Genomic DNA, 23,898 nt, shown 5'->3' on the forward strand with positions numbered 1-23,898 from the left:
CATCGCAGCAATTACGTTAAACTGGCAGGCACTCCTCTAATAAAACCCAGCTTGCGGACAAATGACAGCCATCACCAGCGAACAACGCCTGCGGGAGATCCCGTACAACTACACCTCGTATTCCGACCGCGAAATCGTGATCCGCCTGCTGGGCGAGCCGATGTGGACGCTGCTGGACGAATTGCGCGGCGCGCGCAAGACCGGCCGCTCCGCGCGAATGCTGTTCGAGGTGCTGGGCGACATCTGGGTGGTGGACCGCAATCCGTACCTGGTGGACGACCTGCTGGACAATCCCAAGCGACTGGCCGCGCTGGTGGAGGCGATGCGCCACCGGCTGACCGAGATCGAGAAGCGCCGCGACGGCAACGACAAGGTGCAATTGATGATCGCCGCCGCCCGCGAGGCCGTGGACGAGTTCGCCCGCCAGTTCGATGAAACCCGCGAGCTGCGCGCCCGGGTGCTGAAGAAGCTGACCCGGCTGACCCGCCGCGACAATATCCAGTTCGACGGCCTGTCCCGCGTCGCCCACGTCACCGACGCCACCGACTGGCGCGTCGAATACCCGTTCGTGGTGCTGAGCCCGGACAGCGAGGCCGAGATGGCGCCGCTGGTGCGCGCCTGCATCGAGCTCGGGCTGACCATCATCCCGCGCGGCGGCGGCACCGGCTACACCGGCGGCGCGGTGCCGCTGGACCGGATGAGCGCGGTGATCAACACCGAGAAGCTGGACCGCCATCTGGGCGTGGAGCATATCGAGCTGCCCGGGCTGGACGGCAAGCGCGCGACCATCCATTGCGGCGCCGGCGTGGTCACCGCCCGCGTCTCCGAAGCCGCCTACGCCGCCGGACTGGTATTCGCGGTGGACCCGACCTCGGCCGAGGCCTCCTGTATCGGCGGCAATATCGCGATGAACGCCGGCGGCAAGAAAGCCGTGCTGTGGGGCACCACGCTGGACAACCTGGCCAGCTGGAAGATGGTGGACCCGGACGGCCGCTGGCAGCTGGTGGAGCGCATCGGCCACAACTACGGCAAGATCCACGACGTGGCCGAGGCGCGCTTCCGCGTGTCGCGGCTGGCCGACGACGGCAAGACCGTGGAGGAAAGCCGCGAGCTGATCATTCCCGGCAGCACCTTCCGCAAGGTGGGCCTGGGCAAGGACGTCACCGACAAATTCCTGGCCGGCCTGCCCGGCGTGCAGAAGGAAGGCTGCGACGGCATCATCACCAGCGCCCGCTTCGTGCTGCACCGGATGCCGGGCCACACCCGCACCGTCTGCCTGGAATTCTTCGGCACCGTGGCCGAGGCCACGCCGGCCATCGTCGAGATCACCGACCTGTTCAAGCCGGGCGGCGCCTGTCTGGCCGCCGGCGTGCAGCTGGCCGGCCTGGAGCACCTGGACTGGCGCTACGTGCGCGCGGTCGGCTACGCCACCAAGGCCAAGAGCAAGGGCCGGCCCAAGATGGTGCTGATCGCCGACATCGTATCCGACGACGAGAACGCCGCCGCCGAAGCCGCCAGCCAGGTGGTGCGCATCGCCAACGCCCGCCACGGCGAGGGTTTCATCGCGGTGACGCCGGAGGCGCGCAAGACCTTCTGGCTGGACCGCAGCCGCACCGCGGCCATCGCCAAGCACACCAACGCGTTCAAGATCAACGAGGACGTGGTGATCCCGCTGCCGCGGCTGGGCGACTACAGCGACGGCATCGAACGCATCAACATCGAGCTGTCGATCGCCAACAAGATCGAGCTCTTGGACACCCTGACCGAGTACTTCCACGGCCGGCTGCCAGTGGACAAGATGGACACCAACCTGCCGTCGGAAGAGCTGATCGGCGACCGGCGCGCCGCCGCGCTGTCGCTGCTGGCGGTGCACCGCGACCGCTGGCAGTGGCTGCTCGACCACATGGACGCGCACTTCCACGAGTACGCGGCCCGCTGGCCCGACGCGCCGCTGGAAGACGCCGCCGCGCGGCCGGACACCGTGTTCCACGCGCTGCGCGACTTCGCGCTGCGCGTCAGCTGGAAGCGCGAGGTGCTGGCCGAGCTGGAGCAGATCTTCTCCGGCAACGCCGCCGCCGGCATCCGCGCCGCCATCCGCGAGCTGCAGAAGCACGTGCTGCGCGGCCGGGTGTTCGTCGCGCTGCACATGCACGCCGGCGACGGCAACGTGCACACCAACCTGCCGGTCAACTCCGACAACTACCGGATGCTGCAGACCGCCCATCACGCGGTGGAGCGCATCATGGCGCTGGCGCGGCGGCTGGGCGGCGTGATCTCCGGCGAGCACGGCATCGGCATCACCAAGCTGGAATTCCTCAGCGACGACGAGATCGGCCCGTTCCGCGTCTACAAGGAGCTGGTGGACCCCAACGGCCACTTCAACCGCGGCAAGCTGCTGCCCGGCGCCGACCTGCGCCTGGCCTACACGCCATCGTTCTCGCTGCTGGGCGCGGAGTCGCTGATCCTGGAGCAATCCGACATCGGCGCGATCAACGACTCGATCAAGGATTGCCTGCGCTGCGGCAAGTGCAAGCCGGTGTGCTCCACCCATGTGCCGCGCGCCAACCTGCTGTACAGCCCGCGCAACAAGATCCTCGGCGTCGGCCTGCTGACCGAGGCCTTCCTCTACGAGGAACAGACCCGCCGCGGCGTCAGCCTCAAGCATTTCGAAGAGCTGTCCGACGTGGCCGACCATTGCACGGTCTGCCACCGCTGCGTCAAGCCCTGCCCGGTGAAGATCGATTTCGGCGACGTGTCGGTGGCGATGCGCAACTTCCTGCGCAAGGCCGGCCAGAAGAAATTCAACCCCGGCACCGCGCTGGGCATGGCCTTCCTCACCGCCAAGGACCCGGCGACGATCAAGACCATACGCGCCGGCCTGGTCGGCGTCGGCTACAAGGCGCAGCGCCTAGGCAACCAGGTCGGCAAGCGGCTGGGCCTGATCGGCGGCCAGAAGAAACAGCCGCCGGCCACCGTCGGCCCGGCGCCGGTCAAACAGCAGGTGATCCACTTCATCAACCGGCCGATGCCGGGCGGGCTGCCGAAAAAGACCGCGCGCGCGCTGCTGGACGTGGAAGATCCGCACATCGTGCCGGTGATCCGCAACCCCAAAGCGGCGGAGGACGCCGAGGCGGTGTTCTACTTCCCCGGCTGCGGCTCGGAGCGGCTGTTCAGCCAGGTCGGCCTCGCCACCCAGGCGATGCTGTGGCACGTCGGCGCGCAGACGGTGCTGCCGCCCGGCTATCTGTGCTGCGGCTATCCGCAGACCAGCGCCGGCTACCAGGACAAGGGCGACGCCATCACCACCGAAAACCGCGTGCTGTTCCACCGCGTCGCCAACACGCTGAACTACCTGGACATCAAGACCGTGGTGGTCAGCTGCGGCACCTGCTTCGACCAACTGGCGCACTATCGCTTCGAGGACATCTTCCCCGGCTGCCGCGTGATCGACATCCATGAATACCTGATGGAGAAGGGCGTCAAACTGGACGGCATCCAGGGCCAGCAATACCTGTACCACGACCCCTGCCACACGCCGATGAAGACCCACCAGCCGCTCAAGGTGGTCAACGAGCTGATGGGCGGCGGCGTGCCGCTGTCCGACCGCTGCTGCGGCGAGGCCGGCACTTTCGCCGCCAGCCGGCCGGACATCGCCACCCAGGTGCGCGCGCGCAAGGAGGAGGAAATCCGCAACAATCTGCAGACGCTGACCGGCGGCCAGCCGCCGGCCAAGCCGGTGAAGATCCTCACCTCCTGCCCGTCCTGCCTGCAGGGCCTGTCGCGCTACAACGACGACACCGGCACCGAAGCCGACTACATCGTGGTAGAGATCGCCCGCCACCTGCTGGGCGAGAACTGGCTGCCGGAATACGTGGCCCGCGCCCGCGACGGCGGCATCGAAAGGGTGCTGTTGTAACTCCGTCCCCGGCCTTTCCCCCAGGAAAGGCCGGGGCTTGACCTTGCCCTTGCGGCAAGGTCCAGACTGGCTCCATCCGCCGCCACCCGTTTCGACTCATGCTCACCATCGGACAACTGGCCCGCTGCTACGGCCTCAGCACCAAGACGCTGCGCCACTACGACAGCATCGGCCTGTTCCGCCCGGCGCTGACCGGCCGCGACAACGGCTACCGCTACTACCTGCCGGCGCAGGTGGCGGAGCTGGGCCGCGTCGTCATGCTGCGCGAGCTGGGCCTGCCGCTGGACGAGATCGCTAGGCTGCTGCCCGCCGACGACGACGCCCTGCGCCGCGCGCTGCGCGAACATGCGGCGCGGCTGCGGGATGAGATCGAAACGCGGCGCGAGCGGATCGCGCGCATCGAGCGCCGACTCGACCAACCCGACTGGAGCCAGACCGCCATGCAAACACCCGACATCGTCAACCTGCCCGCCTTCCGCGTCATCGGCCTCGCCTGGAGTCCCCAGGACGAGGGCGACATCCCGGCCATGTGGCAGCGTTTCCTCGAACGCGAGCACGAGATCGCCGACGCCCGCCCCGGCAGCAGCTACGGCCTGTGCCAGCCGTTGCCCGACGGCGGCTGGCGCTATCTCGCCGCCCTGCAGGCGGCCCCGGACGCGCCGGTGCCCGACGGCATGGCGGCGGTCGACGTGCCCGCCCAACGCTACGCCCGCTTCCGCCACGTCGGCCCGGTGGACGGCCTGCCCGCCACCTTCCGCGCCATCCACGGCAGCTGGCTGCCGGCGGCCGGCCTGGACGCGGTGGACGGCATCGAATTCGAATACATGGACCAGCGCTTCATCGCGCCCGGCCATCCGGACTCGCTGACCGAGCTCTACATTCCGATCCGCTGACGAATAATCCATTCGCATAACGCGATGTGATAAATTGCCGGGTCCGCCACTCCGGAGAACCCGGCCATGCTGCTTCGCACCGACCGCGACACCCTGCTCGCGTCGCTTTCCATCGTCTGCGGCGTGGCGCCGCGCCGCCACGCGTTGCCCATCCTGTCGCACGCGCTGATGGAAGCCGACGGCGAAAACCTGACGCTGACCGCCAGCGATCTGGAAATCCAGCTGCGAAGCCGCCGGGCCGTTCCAACCGATACGCCGTTCCGCCTATGCCTGCCGGCGCGCAAGCTGCTGGACATCCTGCGCGCGCTGCCAGCAGGCTGCGAATTGCAGTTGAAGCGCCATGGCAGCCAGCTGCTGTTGCTGGCCGCCGGCAGCCGCTTCCTGCTGCAGGCGCTGCCGGCCGACGACTTCCCGCTGCTGGAGGCCGATGCCGACACCGCCGCCCCGCTGCGGCTGGAACAGAGCGAGCTGAAACGCAAGCTGGGCCAGATCCTGTACGCGCTGGCCGACAACGACATCCGCCCCTACCTCAACGCCCTGCTGCTGCAACTGGACGGCGGCGAGCTGCGGCTGATCGCCTCCGACGGCGTGCGGCTCGCCTTCCAGCGCTATCCGCTGCCAGCCCCGCAGCCGGGAAGAACACTGCTGCTGCCGCGCAAGGCGGCGCTGGAGCTGGCCAAGCTTCTGGGCGATCGGGACGCTCCCGTCCTGCTGGAGCCCGGCGCGCGGCAACTGGCCTGCGCGATCGGCGACACCCTGCTGCGCTGCAAGCTGCTGGACGCCCGCGCGCCGGACTATCTGCGCCTGCTGCCTGAGCGCCACGACTGCGAGCTGACGCTGCCGCGCCTGCCGCTGCTGGAAGCGGTGCAACGGGTGGCGGTGCTGGCGCACGCCAAGTTCCGCCAGCTGGAACTGGCGATCCGTCCCGGCCAGCTGGCCCTGCGCTGCCGCAACGCCGACCGCGAGGAGGCGGAGGAAACGCTGCCGACCGACTGGCAAGGCGCGCCGCTGGACGCCAGCTTCAATCTGCAATACCTGCAGGACGTGCTGACCCATGTGCCGGCCGAGCATCTGCGCTTCAGCCTGGGCGACGGCCGGCGCGGCATGCTGGTCACCAACCCCGACGATCCGCACTTCCAGTACCTGGCCATGCCGCTTCGTGGCTGACGCGCGGCCTCGCAACGCCTATCTTCATATTACGATCCGCGATTTTGCCATTCGGAAGGGTAGCCGTGTCCGGCCCATTGTCTCGTTATCGCCTGGCCATCATCGTCGCCCTGCTGTTGCTGGCCGGCATCATCGTCAATGCCGGCCTGTACTACCAGCAGGGCAGCCAGGACATTCGCCACGGCATCGTCGAACAAGGCCTGCCGCTGACCGGCGACACCATCTTTTCCGAGATAGACAAAAGCATTCTGCGCCCGCTGTCGGTGGCGTCGCTGATGGCCAACGACACCTTTCTGCAGGATTGGCTCATGGACGGCGAGCGCGGCCCCGAGCGCGTCGCGCGCTACCTGGCGGCCATCAACGGCCGCTACGGCATCACCGGCAGCTTCCTGGTGTCGGAAAGCAGCCGGCGCTACTACTACGCCGGCGGCGTGCTGAAAACCGTGTCGCCGGCCGATCCGGAAGACCGCTGGTATTTCCGCAGCCTCAAGAACGCCCAGGGCGCTTACGACATCGCGCTGGACGAGGACATGACCAATGGCGGCAAGACCACGCTGTTCATCAATCATCGCATCGTCGACAGCCGGGGCAAGCTGCTGGGCGTGATCGGCGTCGGCCTGCCCCAGGCCGAGCTGAGCGCGCAGCTGGCCGCGCACGAGCGGCGTTTCCAGCGCCGCATCTACTTCATCGACCACGGCGGCCGCATCGTGCTGGACAGCGCCGGCGCCGGGCAACGCCAGCTGCGCGACCTGCCTGGCCTGGCCCAGCTGACCGACTCCATCCTGGCCGGCGGCCCCGAGCCCAGGAAACTGGAATACAGCCGCGACGGCAACCGCTACCTGCTGACCACCCGCTTGCTGCCGGAACTGGGCTGGCATTTGCTGGTGGAGCAGAACGAAACCCGCGCGCTGCAGCCGCTGCATGCCGCGCTGCAGGTCAACCTGGCCATCAACAGCACCATCCTGCTGCTGGTGCTGATCGCGGTGCTGGCCACCTTGCAGCATCACCAGCGGCGGATGCGGCAGCTGGCCACCACCGACCCGCTGACCGGCTGTCTGAACCGGCTGGCCTTCCTGGACCTGCTGCCCGGCTGGCTGCGGGCCAGCGAGCGCGCCAGCGCCGAGCCGCAGCTACTGATGATAGACATCGACCACTTCAAGCAGGTCAACGACAAGCACGGCCACCAGATCGGCGACCAGGTGCTGCGCGAGATCGCCGACCTGCTGCGCTCGCAGCTGCGCGGCGGCGACCTGCTGATACGCTGGGGCGGCGAGGAATTCGTGGTGCTGGTCCACAGCCACGGCGTCGACGACGCGCTGGCCGAACGCCTGCGCAGCATCGTCGCCCATCACATGATGAGCGCCTCCGGCAAGCGGCTGACGGTGACCATCAGCATCGGTCTGTGCCAGTGGCTGCCGCCGGAAACGCTGGAAGCCGCGGTCGCCCGCGCTGACCTCGCGCTGTACGCCGCCAAGCAGGGCGGCCGCAACCGCGTCTGCCATGCCCAGCCTTATCACCCGCTGGACGAGCCCATCGCATGATAAATGCTTATAATGTGGACTTTCATCGCGAAGTCCGCCCATGCCCTCCATCCAGCTGCTGATCCCCGACGACTACCAGAACATCGGCCCCGAGCTGGCCGCGCTGCACCAGAACCCCGGCTACCGCTGCGCCAGCGTCGGCGACTTGTCCCGGCTGCCGGACGCGGACGCCGTTCTGGCCGAAACCGGCGCCCTGCTGCTGATCCGCGAACGCACCGTGGTGGACGCCGCGCTGCTTGAGCGGATGCCGGCGTTGAAGCTGATCAGCCAGACCGGCAAGCTCGCCCGCAACATCGACGTGGACGCCTGCACCCGCGCCGGCGTCGCGGTGGTGGAGGGCAGCGGCTCGCCGCACGCGCCGGCGGAACTGGCCTGGCTGCTGATCATGGCGGCGCGGCGCCGGCTGGAGGAGAACATGGCCAGCCTGCGCGCAGGCCGATGGCAGGGTCCGGTGGGCCATGCGGTGCGCGGCCAGACGCTGGGCATTCTCGGCTTCGGCAAGATAGGCAAGCTGGTGGCCGGCTACGGCCGCGCCTTCGGCATGGAGATCCTGGTCTGGGGCAGCGAGCGCGCCCGCGAGGAAGCGTTGGCGCTGGGCTACCGGGCCGCCGCCAGCCGCGAGGCCTTCTTCGCCGACGCCGACATCGTCACCCTGCACCAGCGGCTGCTCCCCGCCACCGCCGGCAACGTGACCCGCGCCGACCTCTCGGCGATGAAGCCGGACGCGCTGCTGGTCAACACCAGCCGCGCTGAGCTGATCGCGCCGGGCGCGCTGGAAGCGGCGCTGGACGCCGGCCGCCCCGGCTTCGCCGCGCTCGACGTGTTCGAGCAGGAACCGATCTATGACGCCGGCCATCCGCTGCTGCGCCGTCCCAACGTGCTGTGCACGCCGCACCTGGGCTACGCCGAGGCCGACAGCTACCGCCAGTATCTGGAGATCGCCTATCGCAACGCGCTGCGCTTCTTCGAGGACGACGCGTCGCATGTGCTGAACCCAGAAGCCCTGGCCTGAGTCCGCCCCGCCCTTTTCCCACACCTGCCGGAGAGCAAACATGTCCGATACCGCGCTGCTGATCATCGATGTACAAGCCGGCGTCGTCGAAGGCGAGCTTCGCGCCGCCCGCCTCGATGCCGTGCTCGACCATCTCAACCTCGCCATCGCCAAGGCCCGCCAACGCGGCATGCCGGTGATCTTCGTCCAGCACGAGGAAGACGACCTGCCGCGCGGCTCCGACGCCTGGCAACTGCACCCCAAACTCGCGCGCCAGGACGGCGACGCCATCGTCTACAAGCGCTACGGCGACAGCTTCTGCGAAACCGATCTGGCGCAACAGCTGTCGGCGCAGGGCGCGAGCAAGCTGTGGATAGGCGGCGCGGCCACCGATTTCTGCGTCGACAGCACGCTGCGCAACGCGGTGTCGCGCGGCTATCAAGTCACCGTCATCGCCGACGGCCATACCACCCTCAGCGCCTTCGCCTTGAGCGGCGAGCAGGTGATCGACCACTTCAACGCCGTCTGGCACGCCTCCAGCGCCACGCCGCTGCCGCTGCGGGTGCTGCCCGCCGCCGAGCTGTGAGTCCGGGCAAGCCATGAAAAACGGCGGGGCAAGCCCCGCCGTTTTTCCATCCCCGCCCGCTTACTTCTTGGCCGCCTTGGCTTTCGCCGCCGCCGCCGCGCGGCGCTGGGCAGCGGTGGCCGCGTCCAGCCTCACCTCGGCGCTGGTCTTCAGCAAGGTCGACTGCGCGTCGTCGCCGTCAAGCGACCAGCTGAACACGCCGCCCAGCTGCTGCGAGCGCACGTAGTCCAGCTTGCCGCGGATGGTGGCCGGATCGTCATAGCTCCAGAACTCGTTGCCGTCGTAGGTCCACAGCTGTTTGGCCACCGGGCTGTTGAACTGCTTGGCGCTGCGCGTCACCAGCACCCGGTAGTCCTCGATGCCTTGCTCGTAGGTGCCCTTGGCCGGACCGGTGGCCACCTGGTACAAGCCGTTGGCCTGCGGACCGGCGGCGACGCCGGCCCAGCCGCGGCCGTAGAACGGCAGGCCGACGTTGATCTTGGCGCGCGGCACGCCGGCGTTCACCAGAGTCTTCACCGCGTCGTCGACGGTGTAGTAAACCTGGTCGCCGGTCACCGGCGCGGCCGGATCGCGGTAGAGGTTGGACTGGAAGTTGGTCGGCCCCTTGGCGTCCCAGCCGCCGTGGAAGTCGTAGGTCATCACGTTGATCCAGTCGAGATAGGCGCTGTAGGCGGCCGGCTCGGTGTTGCGGATCTTGTCGACGCCGGAGCCGATGGCGGCCGTCAGGTAGTAGCGGCGCTTGTTGGCCGTGGACAACGCGTTCAGCTGGTTGCGGAACTCCGCCATCAGCAGCGTGTAGTTCTGCTTGTCGTTGGGATCGACGCTATTGGTCGGCAGGCCGCCGCCGCCCGGGTATTCCCAATCGATGTCGAAGCCGTCGAACACCCCCAGCGCCGCGGCTTGGCCGCCGGCGCTCTCGCCCACCGGCAGATTGCCCTTGATGTAGAGGTCGATGCACGAGCTGACCATCGCCTTGCGGCCGGCGTCCGAGGCGGCGAAGGTGCCGAAGTTCTTCGACCAGGTCCAGCCGCCCAGCGAGATCAGCACTTTCAGCGAGGGATTGGCCAGCTTCAGCTTGCGCAGCTGGTTGAAGTTGCCGCGCAGCGGATCGTTCCAGTTGTCGGCCTTGCCGTCCACCGATTCGTTGGCGGCGAAGGAGCGCTGGTAATCGGCCCAGGCGTCGCCGCCGTCGCCATTGCCATTCTCGGCGCGGGTGACCATGCCGCACTTGCCGTCGGCGTAGACGTTGCCGAACGCGTAGTTGAGGAAGGTCAGCTGCTTGTCGCCGCCGGACTTCACCAGGTTGAAGACCTTGTAGTTGCGGTCGTAGATGCCCCACTGGGCGAAGTAGGAGCCCACATGGCGGCCGACCGTGGGCTTGGGCTCGGGCGGCACGCCGCTGCCCGGATTGCCCGGCGTGCCGGGATCGCCGCCGTCAGGCACGCATTCGCTGGCCGGACGCTCCTGCCAGGCGCCCCACTGGCTGCTGCCGGGCTGCTCGCCCTGGGTCCACCAGCTGGCACGCCAGGTCTTGCCGTTGAAGGTGGCGTAGTCGCCGGCGTTATAGACCTTGCCGGTCGCCCACGGCGAGCAAGACGGCGCGGCCCAGACCGCCTGAGACAACGCGAAGGCGGCGCCGACTGCCAGCAGCGCGCGCGACAACGGAAATGGCATCATTGTGGTTCTCCTCTTCTTGATTGAGTGAACGGCGGAGGGATTCGCTCTGCCTATGCATACACCGAACATGAGCGTCTCATGTGGTATTACATTGGTATCAGAATCGAATATCCAGACCCAAATTCAAGAACAGGCGCAAACGTCTGTCATTTCGTACAGGTTTTATTGATACTGAATGACAGATATACAACAAAATCTTCAAAAAGAACGCCAAAACAAAAAGGAGGCCTTAAGCCTCCTTTCTCTCACATCCGGAGATGACCCGGCCGATCAGGCCGCTTTCTTCGCGTGGTGATGCTTTTTGTGATGGTGGTGCTTGCCGTGCTTCTTGGCGGCTTGCGCCTTTTGCGCGGCCGGAGCCGAGCTGGCCTTCTTGGCGTGGTGTTTCTTATGATGCTTGTGATGCTTGGCCGGCGCGGCGGCCTTGGCGGCCGGAGCGGAAGCGTCGGCGGCGTAGGTAGCGGCGGAACCCAGGCCCAGAGCGGCGGCCAGCAGGAGGGCGGTCAGTTTTTTCATGGTCATGCTCCCGAATACGAGTGTAAGGATTCTGTTTCTGGGGCGCTGTTCGCTGCGTCCTTGAACCCATAGTAGGCAGACGGCCCCACCCCGTCTGTGAGGCCTGTGTAAGCGGGTGTAACCAATCGTAATGTCAGCGGGCGGACTCGCCTTCGGCCGGCGTCGGCGGCACCAGCGTCACCAGCAGCTGGTCGATCCGGTAGTTGTCGATGTCCACCACCTCGAACTTGTAGCCCTCGAATTCCACGCTGTCGGTGCGCTTGGGAATCCGGCGCAGCATATACATCATGAAGCCGGCGATGGTCTCGTAGTTTTCGTCATCGGGGAAGGCGCCGATGTCCAGCGCGCGCAGCACATCCTCCACCGGCGTCGCGCCGTCCACCAGCCAGGAACGGTCGTCGCGGCGGACGATCTGCTCTTCCTGGAACTGACTGACCAGGTCGCCCATCACCGTGCTCATCAGGTCGTTCAGCGTGATCACGCCCACCACCAGCGCGTATTCGTTCATCACCACCGCGAAGTCCTCGCGCGAGGCCTTGAAGCGCTCCAGCAGTTCGGACAAGGTCAGCGAATCGGGAATGATCAACACATTGCGTATCGTCAGCTCGCGCTTCATCGACAGGCTCTGCTGGTTGATCAGCCGCATCAGGATATCCTTGGAGTCGACGTAGCCGATCACCGAGTCGATCACGCCGTCGCAGACCAGGAACTTGGTGTGCGGATGCTCGGCGATCTTCTGCTTGATGCTGGCCTCGTCCTCGTGCAGCGTGAAGTAGACGATGCTTTCGCGCGCGGTCATCGACGACGGCACGGTGCGGCTTTCCAGCTCGAACACGTTCTCAATCAGATGGTGCTCCCGCTGCTGCAGCACGCCGGCCTCCGCGCCGGCGTCCATCATCGCCAACAGGTCGGCCGGAGTCAGGTCCTCCGCCCGCGCGGTCGGCACGCCCAGCATGCGGAAGAACACATTGGCCAGGCCGTTGAACAGCCACACCAGCGGCCGGAACAGGGCGACGCAAAACATCATCGGCCGCACCACCAACAGCGCGATGCGCTCCGGCGCCACCATGCCCAGCCGCTTCGGCATCAGGTCGGCGAACAGCACGAACAGCGAGGTCACACTGAGGAAAGACAAGATGAAGCTCAAGCGCTCGACCCAGTCCGCCGGCGTCACCAGATGCAGCATCGAGGCGAAGTAGGGCGTGAACGCCGCCTCGCCCAGAATGCCGGCCAGAATGGCCACTGCGTTCAGGCCGATCTGCACCACGGTGAAGAAATGGCCCGGCTGCTGCTGCAGCTCCAGCACCCGTTCGGCGTTGGCGTTGCCTTCCTCGGCCAGCAGCCTGAGCTTGATCTTGCGCGCGGCGGCCAGCGAAATCTCCGACACCGAGAAAAAGGCGCTGGCGGCGATCAGCAGGAGGATGATGGAAAGATTGTTTGCAAGGCTCACGATAAGTCCCGAACAAGTGCTGGCGCTGCGCCGCGAATAAGACCACCCGATTCGCGAGACTGAACGCATGGATTTGATGTCCAGTATAACAGAGCCGTTTTCGCCCACCGCCCCGCCGGCTCCGGCCGCGCGTACAATCGGGCCATTTCATCGGAGAAACGTATGAGCTGCGAACTGTGCCGGCAACCCGCCGGCGATCTGCTGTACCAAAACGACGAACTGTGGGTGGTGCTGGTGGACGAGCCCGGCTACCCGGGATTCTGCCGCGTGGTGTGGAAAGCGCACGCCAAAGAGATGACCGACCTCGCAGCCGACGAACGCCTGCGCCTGATGGACTGGGTATGGCGCGCCGAGGCGGCCATCCGCCAAGTCATGCAACCGGCCAAGATCAATCTGGCCAGCCTGGGCAATGTGGTGCCCCACCTGCACTGGCACGTGATTCCCCGCTTCGACGACGACGCCCACTTCCCCAGCCCGATCTGGGCCGCGCCGCGCCGCGAAGCGCCGGCGCGCGCCTGGCCGGACCTGGCCGCGCGGCTGCGCCAGGCGCTGCAGGCCGGCTGACTCCGCCTCAGGCGGTGCGGAAGCGGCTGATCGCCTCGTCCAGGCCGTGGGCCAGCCCCGACAGCTGGTTGGCCATCGCCGACGACGATTCCACCGACTGGCCGTTTTCCGACCCCATATTGGCGATGCGCTCGACGTTCTTCGCCGCCTCGTTGCTGGCGGTGCTCTGCTCGCGCATCGCCGCGGCGATCTCGCTGGTCTTGTCCAGCAGGCCAGCCGACAGCGTCCGGATCTGCTCCAGCCTTTCGCTCAAGCGCCCGCTCAGCTCCACGCCGCTGGACACCCGCTCCGCCGCCTCGCGCATGCTGGCCGCCGCGGTGGAGGTGTCGCCCTGCACCGCCTGGATCTTCTCGGAAATCTCGCCGGTGGCCTGGGCGGTGCGCTCGGCCAGCTTGCGCACCTCGTCCGCCACCACCGCGAAGCCGCGGCCCATTTCGCCGGCGCGCGCCGCCTCGATCGCCGCGTTCAAGGCCAGCAGATTGGTCTGTTCGGCGATGTCGTGGATCACATCGACGATATTGCCGATTTCGTCCGAGCGCTGATTCAGGCCGCTGATGATGGTTTCCGAGCGGCCGATCACCCGCGCGATCTCCTGCATCTGGCCGGCGGTCTCGCCCGCCGTCTCGCTGCCGCTGACCGCCGCGCTCATGCTGCTCTTGGCCTCGCTGGCCATTTCCGTCGCGTGCTCGGCCACCAGGTTGATGCTGACCGTCATCTGCTCCACCGCGGCCGCGGTGGACGAAGAGGCGTCGGTCTGCACCCTGGACGCTTCGGCGATGCGGCGCGACACCTCGGACAGCGCGTGCGCGGTGTCGTTGACCTGCTTCGCGTCATCGCGGGTCTGGCCGATGAAGGCGCGCAGATTGGCCAGCAGCTGGGCCAGCGCGCGGCCGGTCTCGCTGACCTCGTCGCGGCCGGTTTGGTCCACCGCGATGGTCAGATCGTTATGCTCGGCGGCGTGGCGCATGCTGTCCTGCATCGCCCGCAGCGGCGCGGTGATCGAACGCACGATCACCCAGGCCAGCGCGACGCCGACCAGCAGCGCCAGCAGCAGCACCGTCAGCATGCCCTGCTGCGTGCGCGACATGCTGGTCTCCAGGCTGTCCTCCGCCTGCTGCGCGCTGTCGTCCGCCAGCTTGCTCAGCTTGTCCAGCGCGTCGCGCGCCGCGTACAGCTTGGGTTTGAACGACGCGATGCCGGCGTCGCCGACATTGGCGGCCGCGATCTCGCCGGCCGATATCTTCTGGTACAGACCGCTCATGCCCTGCTCGTAGCCGGCGATGCCGTCCAGCATGCCGTCGAACTCGCCCTGGTGGTCCGCCGCCATCGCCATCCCCTTGGCCTTGGCCACGCCGGTCTTGAAATCGCCGATGTGCTTGTCCAGCAGCTGCTTGTTGGTCTGGATGCTCTGATCGGAATTGGCCGGATTGCCGATGCTGATGAAGACGTTCTTCTCATCCTGGCGGATATGCAGCATGGTCCGCTGCAGATCGTCCATCTGGTGCCGGAACGCGATCTTCTGGTCGAACAGCGCCGTCAGCTCGCGGTTGATCTTGTCCATCGACCACCAGCCCACGCCGCCCACCACGCCCACCGCCAACAGCAGGGCCCCCGCCAGCGCCGCGATGCGCTGGCCTATGGAAAATTGACTCAACATGACTTCCCCGTCTCCGCTTGGTTTATGAGTTTTTTGAAATTTTACGCTGATAAATTCAATATCGATTTGATACTAATACTAATTTATTCAGACTGTGAAAATTCCCCGCCCCGCCGCCAATCCCGGACCTACGGACAGGCCGGACTTGCCAAAGCCGTTGTGATAACCATAGGCTGGACGCTTCTTCGATACCAAGGCCGAGAAATGTACACCACGCTGATTTCCTGCCAGCAGCTGATGGACGAACCTGGCGAATCGCTGATCGTGCTGGACTGCCGCTTCCAGCTGGACAATCCCGACTACGGCCACGCCGCCTACGAACAGGGCCATATCCCCGGAGCCCACTACCTGCACCTCGATTATCATCTGTCCGGCAGCAAGAACGGCCAGAACGGCCGCCATCCTCTGCCGGATGGCCAGCGGCTGGCGGTGGACCTGGGCGCGCTGGGCGTGGGGGAGAACACCCAGGTCGTGGCCTACGACGACGGCACGGGACAGTACGCGGCGCGCGCCTGGTGGCTGCTGCGCTGGCTGGGCCATGACAAGGTCGCGGTGCTGGACGGCGGCTTCGCCGCCTGGCAGGCCGCCGGCGGCGCGGTGGACGCGGAGCCGCCGCAGCGCCGTCCCTGCCGCTTCGCCATCCGCCGCTCGCTGCAGCAGGCCATGGATGCCGGCGCGGTGCTGGCCAACCTGGACGAACAAGCGTTCACGGTGGTGGACGCCCGCAGCCCGGACCGCTTCCGCGGCGTGGGCGAGACGATAGACCCGGTCGGCGGCCACATCCCCGGCGCCGCCAACCGCTTCTTCATGGACAATCTGGACGCCGGCCGCTACAAGCCGGCGGCGCGGCTGCGCGCCGAGTGGGAGGCGCTGCTGGGCGAGGGTTTCGATCCCGCCGCCATCGTCCACCAGTGCGGCTCCGGCGTCACCGCCTGCCACAATCTGCTGGCGATGGAGATCGCCGGCTTCTCCGGCAGCCGGCTCTACCCCGGCTCCTGGAGCGAATGGTGCAGCGATCCGGCGCGGCCGGTCGCGCGCTGAGCGCCGCCGCATAAGAAAAAAGCCCGGCCAAGCCGGGCTTCCCGCCGACGATCGCGTGGCAGCGGACTGTCCGCTATCCCAGGATCAGCCGCTGCAGCAGGCTCTGCCCCGCGGGCCAGCTGCCGAGGCCGGCGTGGCTGCCCATATGGCCTGCCATGCCGCCGTCGACGAATTCCGCGCCCCACAGCGCCGCCATGCGCCGCGCCTCTTCGAACTCGCAGAACGGATCGTCGCGGCTGGCCACCAATAGCGTCGGCACCGGCAGCTTGCGCTCCGGCAGCGTCTCGAATCCGGCGAAGGTCGGCAACGGCGCGCCTTCCGGCAGCTCGCCGCTGGCGCGGGCGCGCTCGTCGGTCAGCGGAATCGCCGGCGGCGCCACCAGCAGCGCGCCCTTCACCTTGCGCTGCTCCAGCAGCGAGGCCTGCAGCAACCAGGCGACCGTCGTATGGCAACCCAGGCTGTGGGCGGCGATCACCAGCCGCCCCGGAATCTCCGCCACCGCCGCGGCCAGGCCGGCCACCCATTCGTCGCGGGTCGGATACAGCCAGTCGCGCTGCTTGGCTCGGCGCGCCAGCGGGTAGGTTTTCTCCCAATAGCCGTGCCAGTGCGTGTCGCCGGAATCGCCCCAACCCGGCACCGTCAGCAAGGTGACGTCATCGTCGTCCCACATCACAGGCTCCGCCGGTAGTCGACGATCAACGGCGCGTGGTCGGAGAATTTCTCGTCCTTGTACACGCAGGAGGATTCGGCCAGCTCCATCAGCGACGGCGTGACGATCTGGTAGTCGATGCGCCAGCCGACGTCCTTGGCGTAAGCCTGGCCGCGGTTGCTCCACCAGGTGTAGCCGGGCGCTTCCGGGTACAGATTGCGCCACGCGTCGCGCCAGCCGACGCGGCCCAAGAGGTCGGTCATCCAGGCGCGTTCTTCCGGCAGGAAGCCGGAGTTCTTCAGGTTGCCCTTCCAGTTTTTCAGGTCGATCTCGTTGTGGGCGATGTTCCAGTCGCCGCAGATCACGATGTCGCGGCCGTCGGCGCGCAGCTTTTCCAGGTGCGGCATGAACACGTCGAGGAAGTCGAACTTCACTTGCTGGCGCTCGTCGCTGCTGGAGCCGGACGGCAGGTACAGCGACACCACCGACAGCTTGCCGAAATCCAGTTGCAGGAAGCGGCCTTCGGAATCGATCCAGTCGACGCCCAGCCCCTCCACCACCGCGTCCGGCTGGTGGCGGGTGTACAGGCCGACGCCGCTATAGCCCTTCTTTTCGGCGTAGTGGAAATAGCCGGCCAGCCCGTCCGGATTGCGCATCCGCTCGGACAGGTCGCCCGCCTGCGCCTTCAGCTCCTGCACGCAGACGAAGTCGGCGTTGATGCCGGCCAGCCAGTCGAAAAAGCCCTTCTTGTCCGCCGAGCGGATGCCGTTGAGGTTGGCGGAAACGATTCGAAGCATTGTGTCTCCCGTGCTATGCTTGCGGCGGTTTTTTTCAGCCGTTCAAACAGTTAACGATTCGATAAGGAATGAGGATGAGCGACTTTCGTCAGGATTTTATTCGTTTTGCGCTCGACAAGCAGGTGCTGAAGTTTGGCGAGTTCATCACCAAGGCGGGCCGCAAGTCGCCGTACTTCTTCAACGCCGGCCTGTTCAACGACGGTCTGTCCACGCTGAACCTGTCGCGATTCTACGCCAAGTCCATCCAGCAAAGCGGCATCCAGTTCGACATGCTGTTCGGGCCGGCCTATAAAGGCATCATCCTGGCCGCCGCCGCCGGCATGGCGCTGGCCGAGCAGGGCCGCAACGTGCCCTTCGCCTACAACCGCAAGGAAGCCAAGGACCACGGCGAGGGCGGCACCCTGGTCGGCGCGCCGCTGCAAGGCAAGGTGCTGATCATCGACGACGTCATCTCGGCCGGCACCTCGGTGCGCGAATCGGTGGAGCTGATCCGCGCCGCCGGCGCCGAACCGGCCGGCGTCGCCATCGCGCTGGACCGGATGGAGCGCGGCCAGGGCGAATTGTCGGCGGTGCAGGAAGTGGCCCAGCAGCATGGCCTGCCGGTGGTGGCCATCGCCACGCTGAAAGACTTGCTGGGATTCCTGGAAAACAGCCCGGAACTGGCGGCGCATCTGGACGCGGTGCGCGCCTACCGCGCCCAATACGGAGTCGACGACTGACATGAAAGCGCTTGCCGGACCGTTGCTGCTGCTGTGTTCGCTGGCCCAGGCCGGCGTCTACAAATGGGTGGACGAGGCCGGCAACACGCATTACAGCGACTCGCCGCCGCTTGAGAGCCAGAGCCGCGGCGTCGCCGAGCTGAGCAAGCAAGGCGCCGTCAACAAGCCGGCCGAAACCGCCGCCCAGCGCCAGGCGCGCGAGGCGTCCGCCGCCGCCGGCCGCCAACAGCAGCAACAACGGATGGACGCCGCCCGCCACGACCAGGCGCTGGTGCAGAGCTATCCGACGCTGGCCGACCTGCAGGCCGACCGCGAGCGCCAGCTGGCGGTGCTGCAATCCTCCTACCGCGCGCTGGAGCTTCGCGGCCAGGGGCTGGCGCTGCAACGCGGCCATCTGGAGCAGGATCTGGAGCGCGCCCGGCAGAACCAGCAGACGCCGCCGGCAACCACCGTGCGCAATCTGCAGCTGCTGCGGCAATCGCAACAAGATCTCTTGCGGCAGATGGCGTCCAAGCGCGCCGAACTGGACGCGTTCCGCCAGCGGATGCAGCAGGACATCGCCCGCTACCGCCAGCTCAATCCCTGATTACTGCCCTCCGTCCTTGCGCTGCCAGGCCTGGTTCAGCGTCTGCGTCGCCTGATCCAGCACCTGCTTGCCGCGCGATTGCGCGTCGGTAGCCGCCGCCAGTTCGGCGTTGGCCTTGTCCAGCGCGGCTTGCGCGCCGGCCAGGCGCTGCTCGGAAAGCGCCTTCTCGTCCTGCGCCGTCTTCAATTTGCCGTCCAGCAGTCTCTGCTGGCTCTGCGCCTGCTGGAACGCCATCTGCGCCGCCAGCAGCTGTTCGTCGGCGCTCTGCGCCCAGGCTCCGCCGGCAGCGAGCGCCGCCAGCAGCGGCGCGCTCAACATCAGCTTGTTCATTGTGTTCCCCTTGTCGGCTGTCAGCCGACATTATGCGGCAAGCCGGCACCGGCGGGCATTACTGTTCGAGGAAGAACTCCACCGGCACCGCCAGCTCCAGCGCATCCGGCAACGCGTCCGGGATGCGCGGCAGCGGCGCGGCTCGGTAGACGGTGTCCAGAGCGGCCTGGTCCAGCGCCGGATGGCCGCTGCCGCGGCTCAGCCGCGCCGCCAGCACCCGCCCCTCGCGGTCGATGCGGATGGACAAGTAGGCCGTGCCCTCGTCGCCGCGCAGCCGCGACGTGGCCGGATATTGCCGATAGCGCTCCAGTCTGGCCAGCACCTTGGCCTCCCAACTGCTGCGGCCCTGGCTCACGCGCGGCCGGCTGTCGTCCTGCGACGCAGCCTTGGGCGCGGCGGCCTGGCTGGGTGCTTGCTCGGCCGCGGCCCACGGGGCCGGTGGTTGATCCGCTCGCGGCGCGGGATCCGGCTTGCCGGCCGCTTGGGTCGCCTGGGGCGAATGGCTGTCCGGCTGAACGCCGGCCCGCTGAGGCGCGGCCGCGCGGCGGGATGCCGACGCCGCCTCGCTGGGGCGTTCGGCGGCGCGCTTCTGCTCCGGCGCCGTCGAGCCGCCGCCGGCCAGCCACTGCATCGCCGGCTGCTCCGCCGGCGCCGGTGCCTGCGGCTTGGTGCCCGGCCACCATAGCCCGGCGGTCAGCGCCGCCAGATGCAGGCCAACGCACGACAGCAGCGCCAGGCCCTTCCAGTGCCGGGCCGACAGCCTGCGCCAGCCCGACGGCTCGCCGGGATGGGACGGCCGGCTCAGCAGATACAGCAAGACCGAAAGCTCGATCGCCGCCACCAGCCAGGGCACCCAATGCGGCGGCCGCGCCAGCAGCAGCGCGACGAAGCCCGCGCCCATGCCCAGCGCGGCGAAGCACTTGGCCTTGAGCGGCACGATGCGCTGTTCGCGCCAGCGCCGCAGGCCCGGGCCATAGCGCGGATGATCCAGCAGCCGCTGCTCCAGCCGCGGCGAGGACTTGCTGAAACAGGCCAGCGCCAGGATCAGGAAGATGGTGGTGGGCATCACCGGCAGCAGCGCGCCTATCACCGCCAGCGCCACCATCAGACAGCCGCCCAGCAGGTAAAGCCAGCGCACTGCCGGGTGCCGCGCCGCGCTCAAGCGTACACCCGGTCCAGGTGGCCGTTCATGCAGGCGAAGGCGGCCACCGCGCCGGCGGTGACGCGGGCCTCGGCGTCGCCGTCCAGCTCCAGGCCGTCCAGCGCCGAAGTGAACGCGCGCCAGTGGCGGGCGCGGCCGTCCGGGTGGCCGGCCAGGTGGCGGGCGCCGAACGCCTCGTCCAGGCCCAGCTTGCCGGCCAATTTGTACAGGATGGCCGCGCCCAGCTTGGAGCCTTCCACCACGTACAGCCAGCCCATCGCGCTGGCCACGTCCAGCTCGCCGCTGATCGGCGCCTCGGCCAGTTGCGGCAGCGCGCGGTCCAGATCACCCATGTCGGCGGCGATGCTGTGGTAGCGGCGGCGCTCGGCCAGGTCCGGGAACAGCTTGGCCAGCTCCGGATTATCGTACAGCGCGTCGGCGTCGCGCAGGAAGCGGTACTGGGCGTCGAGGAAGCGGGCGTAGTTGTCGCGGCTGGCGAAGGGCTGGTTGGCCATGATGCGCTGGTCCAGCTGGTCGTGGGTGTCGTGGGTGCGGGCCTTCAGGTCCTGGGTGCGGGTGCGTTCGATGGTGGTCATGCCGATGCTTTCTTCTACTGAGCTGGGCTTTGCGGACAAAGCCCATTAAATGTTAATGATAACTATTTTTGTTTATTTAGGGAAACGCGCCGCTCAGAATTGCCAGGTCGCGTTCAGCCGCGCGGTGCGCCCCGGCCCCGGCATCAGGCTCAGCGCCAGCGGATCCAGGTAGTAGCGGTCGGTCAGGTTGTCGATGGCCAAATCAACGCTGACGCCCTTGGAGATCCGGTAACTGGCGAACACGTCCACCAGCGTGTAGGCGCGGGTCAGCACCTGGTTGGCGGTGCCGTTCCAGCTCTCCCAGCGGCTGTCGTCCACGCTGGCGCCCTGCTTGGCCACCGGCTCGCTGTTGTAGGTGACGCGGCTGCCGAAGCTGAGCCTGCGGTCGAGCGCGCGTCCGCCCAGCGTCAGATTCAGGTTGAAGCGCGGCGGGATGTGGTTGCGGACGTAGCTGCTGGAAAAGCCGCTGGGCGTGCATTCCGGCGTATTGGCCATCGGGTGCTCGCCGCCGAACCAGGTGATGCCGCGGAAGTACTCGGCCGACGCGCGGTCGCATATCCGGGTCTTGCGGTTGTAGGTGGCGGACAGCTCGCCGAACAGCGCGCCGCCGTCGTACGACGATTGCAGCTCGACGCCGGACAGCTGGTAGCGGTCCATGTTCACCATGCTGAAGTTCTGCTCCCACGCCTCCTTGCCGGGAATCGGCCGCCGGGTGATGTAGTCGCGGGTGGTGTTGTCGAAATAGGCGAGCTTGAAGCGGAAGCGGTCGTCGCCGCGCAGCAGGCCGTCCTTCAGCACGCTGACGCCGATTTCCCAGTTCTGGCTGCGTTCCGGCTTCAGTTCGCCAAGGAAAGGCGAGGACGAGCCCAGCGTCGACTCCATCAGGCTGGGCATGCGCAGGCCTTCGACGTAGCGCAGATAGCCGGTGACCGAGGGGCTCAGCTTCAGGTTGACGCCGAAGGACGGCGCGAAGCCGCTGTCGCGGCGGCGGTAGGGCTGGCTGCGGCGGTATTGCCGCGATGCCAGCTCCTGGTTGTCGCGCCAACTCACCTCCGCCTCGCTGGACTTGGCGCCGGCCAGCGGCTGCGCCTGACCGCTGCCGTCGACATAGGTGGCGCCCGGCTGCTTGAACGGATTGGTGGCGTCGCTGAAATTGCCGGCGGCGTCCGGCTTCCACTCCACCTCGCCCAGGTATTCGAAGGTGTCGTCGCTGTAGAGCTGGGCGGTCTTCGACACGGTGCGGTAGGCCTCCAGCTTCTTGACCTCGACGTTGTTGTCCTGGGTGGCGAAACGCAGATAGCGGCCGCCCAAGTCGAAGCTCAGCCAATCCACCGGCGCCCAGTTGACGCCGACGAAGGCGCTCTGCTCGTCGCGGCTGCCGTCCCGCAGATTGCGGTTGTTGAGGATGTCGTCCTCGTCGCGGATGAAGCCCTTGCCCGGCGCCAGCCGCTCATGCTGCAGCGATACCCCGTAATCGAACTTCAGCGCGCCCAGCCGGGTGCGCAGCAGCGAGCTGTTGCTCAGATCGGCCCCGGTGCGTTGCGCCTGAGCCGGCGCCAGGTAGGAAAAGTCGATGCAGTCTGCGCAATCGCCCCAGCCCGGGCGCGGCTTGCCCTGGGTGGGATTGCGGAACACGTCGCCGTTGTAGGCCCGGCTGTCCATGTCGGTATGCCACAGATTGGCCTGCAGCTTGATCAGCGGATTGTCGTCCGGCTGCCACTTGAAGCGGGCAGTATAGGCGTCCACCCTCACCTGGCTGCGCGGCCACTGCGGGATCGAATCGCCGTCGTTGCGGACGATCTGCGAGGTCATGATCTCGCCGTAGTCGCTGTCGTAGCGGCGGAAGCCCAGCTCCAGCGAGCGCTCGGCGTCCGGCTTCAGCGTGCCATTCAGCAGCAGCGAGCGGCTGCGGTTAGCGGTGTTGAGCACCTCTTCGCCGGGCTTGAAAATACGGGTGACGCCGACGTCCTCCTGAGTGCCGGACGACATCCAGTCGTTCTTCACTACATAGCGCTCATGGCCATGCTTGCCGGAGAAGTAGTTGCCGATGTCGCGGTAGGCGAAGGCGCCGACCAATTCGTAGCGGTCTTCGCGCAAGGCGGCGGCGACGCTGCCGTGGCCGGCGCGTCCGTCCAGCGCCGGGCTATGCCGGCGCGGCGTCGCGTTCAGCTCGGCCGGGGGCGCGACGCTATTGCTCTGCAAGCCTCCGCGCAGGCGCACGCCGCGGCGCTCGCCGGGCAGCAGGATGTCCTCCGCCTTCAGCGTGTCCATTTTCACCAGGCCGCCGATCGCCCCGGCGCCCTGCGCCGACAAAACCGGCCCCTTGTCGACCGTGACGCCGCCGATCAGGTCCGGGTCCAGGTAGTTGCGGTCGGCGACGCCGCCGTAGCCGCGATAGGCGGTCACCGACTGCACGCTGCCGTCGATCACCACCGGCACCCGCCCCTGTCCCTGTAGCCCGCGGACATTGACGTCCACCGAGCCGCTGTTGCGGCTCTCGCCCACCTGCACCCCGGCCACGCCCTTGAACATGTCGGCCGGCGAGGTGCCACGGAAGCGCTCGATCTGCTCGCGCGTCACCGCCGCCGACGAACCCGGCTTCAGATACGGCCGGTCGAACAGCGACATCTCGTCGTCGGACAAGGCCCCCGGCGCGCTGCTGCCCCCGCGCACCCGCAAGGCGCCGATATTGACCGCGCCCTCTCCGGCCGACGGCGCCGCCCGCACCACAATGCCTTCCGCCCGCAGGCTGGCGGCCAGGCCGCTTCCCTCCAACAGCCGGCGCAGCGCGTCGCGCACCGTGTAGCTGCCCTGCAGCCCCGGCGCGGCGCGGCCGCCGGCCAAGGCCGGGTCGAACAGCAGATTCATGCCGGCCTGGCTGGCCAGCTGCTGCAGCGCGCCGGCCAGCGGCTGCGGCGCGATCTGGAAGGCGACGACGCGGGACTGGGCCGGCGCGGGCTGGACGCAAGCCAGACCCAGCAGCAGGGCGGCGGCCCCCGGGCGGGAAATCGACATGGCGGACTACCTCACGGATGAAATTAATAATTATTCGCATCCATGAAGACGCAGCCGCCCGCCGCA

The 23,898-nt window shown here is 67.5% G+C and carries 20 protein-coding genes; 10 read left to right on the forward strand and 10 right to left on the reverse strand.

Translation table 11 applies throughout. From position 1 onward, the window contains the following. Nucleotides 1-61 precede the first annotated feature (61 nt). From ACX17K_RS16310 to ACX17K_RS16335, 6 genes are all read left to right on the forward strand, one after another. Nucleotides 62-3,916: a DUF3683 domain-containing protein gene (locus ACX17K_RS16310; protein ID WP_493775612.1), complete on the forward strand. Its 3,855-nt coding sequence runs from the start codon at nucleotides 62-64 to the stop codon at nucleotides 3,914-3,916. Nucleotides 3,917-4,014: 98 nt separating this feature from the next. Beyond that, nucleotides 4,015-4,809, forward strand: a complete 795-nt coding sequence (locus ACX17K_RS16315) for a MerR family transcriptional regulator (protein ID WP_493775613.1) — start codon at nucleotides 4,015-4,017, stop codon at nucleotides 4,807-4,809. Nucleotides 4,810-4,875: 66 nt separating this feature from the next. After that, nucleotides 4,876-5,976, forward strand: coding sequence for a DNA polymerase III subunit beta (dnaN, locus tag ACX17K_RS16320; protein ID WP_493775614.1), 1,101 nt, complete (start codon nucleotides 4,876-4,878; stop codon nucleotides 5,974-5,976). 65 nt (nucleotides 5,977-6,041) lie between these two features. Further along, entirely contained in the window at nucleotides 6,042-7,517 is a 1,476-nt protein-coding gene (locus tag ACX17K_RS16325) for a sensor domain-containing diguanylate cyclase (RefSeq protein ID WP_493775615.1), read from the forward strand. 40 nt (nucleotides 7,518-7,557) lie between these two features. Next, nucleotides 7,558-8,529 carry a D-2-hydroxyacid dehydrogenase family protein gene (locus tag ACX17K_RS16330; protein WP_493775616.1) on the forward strand — a complete coding sequence of 324 codons (972 nt, stop codon included), beginning with the start codon at nucleotides 7,558-7,560 and terminating at the stop codon, nucleotides 8,527-8,529. A gap of 40 nt (nucleotides 8,530-8,569) precedes the next feature. Then, nucleotides 8,570-9,094 (forward strand): cysteine hydrolase family protein, encoded by a 525-nt coding sequence (locus ACX17K_RS16335; RefSeq protein ID WP_493775617.1) that lies wholly within the window; start codon nucleotides 8,570-8,572, stop codon nucleotides 9,092-9,094. A 60-nt stretch (nucleotides 9,095-9,154) separates the two neighbouring features. On the opposite strand, the gene ACX17K_RS16340 is transcribed toward ACX17K_RS16335, so the two are convergent. The 3 genes from ACX17K_RS16340 to paeA form a co-directional block, all read right to left on the reverse strand. Next, a complete protein-coding gene (locus tag ACX17K_RS16340) occupies nucleotides 9,155-10,771 on the reverse strand; it encodes a glycosyl hydrolase family 18 protein (RefSeq protein ID WP_493775618.1) in 1,617 nt (538 codons plus the stop codon). Between the two features lie 270 nt (nucleotides 10,772-11,041). Beyond that, nucleotides 11,042-11,287 (reverse strand): hypothetical protein, encoded by a 246-nt coding sequence (locus ACX17K_RS16345; RefSeq protein ID WP_493775619.1) that lies wholly within the window; start codon nucleotides 11,285-11,287, stop codon nucleotides 11,042-11,044. Between the two features lie 133 nt (nucleotides 11,288-11,420). Further along, the gene (gene paeA, locus ACX17K_RS16350; RefSeq protein WP_493775620.1) at nucleotides 11,421-12,737 is read right to left on the reverse strand and encodes a polyamine export protein PaeA; all 1,317 of its coding nucleotides are present in this window, start codon (nucleotides 12,735-12,737) and stop codon (nucleotides 11,421-11,423) included. Nucleotides 12,738-12,899: 162 nt separating this feature from the next. Between paeA and ACX17K_RS16355 the strand changes: the two genes are divergently transcribed. After that, nucleotides 12,900-13,301: an HIT family protein gene (locus tag ACX17K_RS16355; RefSeq protein ID WP_493775621.1), complete on the forward strand. Its 402-nt coding sequence runs from the start codon at nucleotides 12,900-12,902 to the stop codon at nucleotides 13,299-13,301. A gap of 7 nt (nucleotides 13,302-13,308) precedes the next feature. On the opposite strand, the gene ACX17K_RS16360 is transcribed toward ACX17K_RS16355, so the two are convergent. After that, nucleotides 13,309-14,958, reverse strand: coding sequence for a methyl-accepting chemotaxis protein (locus tag ACX17K_RS16360; protein ID WP_346790285.1), 1,650 nt, complete (start codon nucleotides 14,956-14,958; stop codon nucleotides 13,309-13,311). A 204-nt stretch (nucleotides 14,959-15,162) separates the two neighbouring features. Between ACX17K_RS16360 and ACX17K_RS16365 the strand changes: the two genes are divergently transcribed. After that, a complete protein-coding gene (locus ACX17K_RS16365) occupies nucleotides 15,163-15,999 on the forward strand; it encodes a sulfurtransferase (protein WP_493775622.1) in 837 nt (278 codons plus the stop codon). 73 nt (nucleotides 16,000-16,072) lie between these two features. Here ACX17K_RS16365 and ACX17K_RS16370 read toward each other — a convergent pair whose 3' ends face one another. Further along, entirely contained in the window at nucleotides 16,073-16,669 is a 597-nt protein-coding gene (locus tag ACX17K_RS16370; protein WP_493775623.1) for an alpha/beta hydrolase, read from the reverse strand. After that, nucleotides 16,669-17,445, reverse strand: coding sequence for an exodeoxyribonuclease III (locus ACX17K_RS16375; RefSeq protein ID WP_493775624.1), 777 nt, complete (start codon nucleotides 17,443-17,445; stop codon nucleotides 16,669-16,671). Before ACX17K_RS16375 ends, ACX17K_RS16370 begins: the two co-directional genes overlap by 1 nt. A gap of 74 nt (nucleotides 17,446-17,519) precedes the next feature. Here ACX17K_RS16375 and pyrE point away from each other — a divergent pair, with 74 nt between their 5' ends. Together pyrE and ACX17K_RS16385 are read left to right on the forward strand one after the other, a co-directional pair. Beyond that, nucleotides 17,520-18,164, forward strand: coding sequence for an orotate phosphoribosyltransferase (gene pyrE / locus ACX17K_RS16380; protein WP_021475833.1), 645 nt, complete (start codon nucleotides 17,520-17,522; stop codon nucleotides 18,162-18,164). A gap of 1 nt (nucleotide 18,165) precedes the next feature. Next, nucleotides 18,166-18,750: a DUF4124 domain-containing protein gene (locus ACX17K_RS16385; protein WP_493775625.1), complete on the forward strand. Its 585-nt coding sequence runs from the start codon at nucleotides 18,166-18,168 to the stop codon at nucleotides 18,748-18,750. On the opposite strand, the gene ACX17K_RS16390 is transcribed toward ACX17K_RS16385, so the two are convergent. The 4 genes from ACX17K_RS16390 to ACX17K_RS16405 all read right to left on the reverse strand — a co-directional run bounded on the left by ACX17K_RS16390 (nucleotide 18,751) and on the right by ACX17K_RS16405 (nucleotide 23,832). Further along, a complete protein-coding gene (locus ACX17K_RS16390) occupies nucleotides 18,751-19,080 on the reverse strand; it encodes a hypothetical protein (protein WP_493775626.1) in 330 nt (109 codons plus the stop codon). Nucleotides 19,081-19,138: 58 nt separating this feature from the next. Further along, nucleotides 19,139-20,218, reverse strand: coding sequence for a TonB family protein (locus tag ACX17K_RS16395; protein WP_493775627.1), 1,080 nt, complete (start codon nucleotides 20,216-20,218; stop codon nucleotides 19,139-19,141). A 20-nt stretch (nucleotides 20,219-20,238) separates the two neighbouring features. Continuing rightward, the gene (locus tag ACX17K_RS16400; RefSeq protein WP_231161913.1) at nucleotides 20,239-20,817 is read right to left on the reverse strand and encodes a biliverdin-producing heme oxygenase; all 579 of its coding nucleotides are present in this window, start codon (nucleotides 20,815-20,817) and stop codon (nucleotides 20,239-20,241) included. 93 nt (nucleotides 20,818-20,910) lie between these two features. Next, the gene (locus tag ACX17K_RS16405; protein WP_493775628.1) at nucleotides 20,911-23,832 is read right to left on the reverse strand and encodes a TonB-dependent receptor; all 2,922 of its coding nucleotides are present in this window, start codon (nucleotides 23,830-23,832) and stop codon (nucleotides 20,911-20,913) included. Between the last annotated feature and the right edge of the window lie 66 nt (nucleotides 23,833-23,898).

Source organism: Chromobacterium sp. INPA-IVC (genome assembly GCF_059047085.1).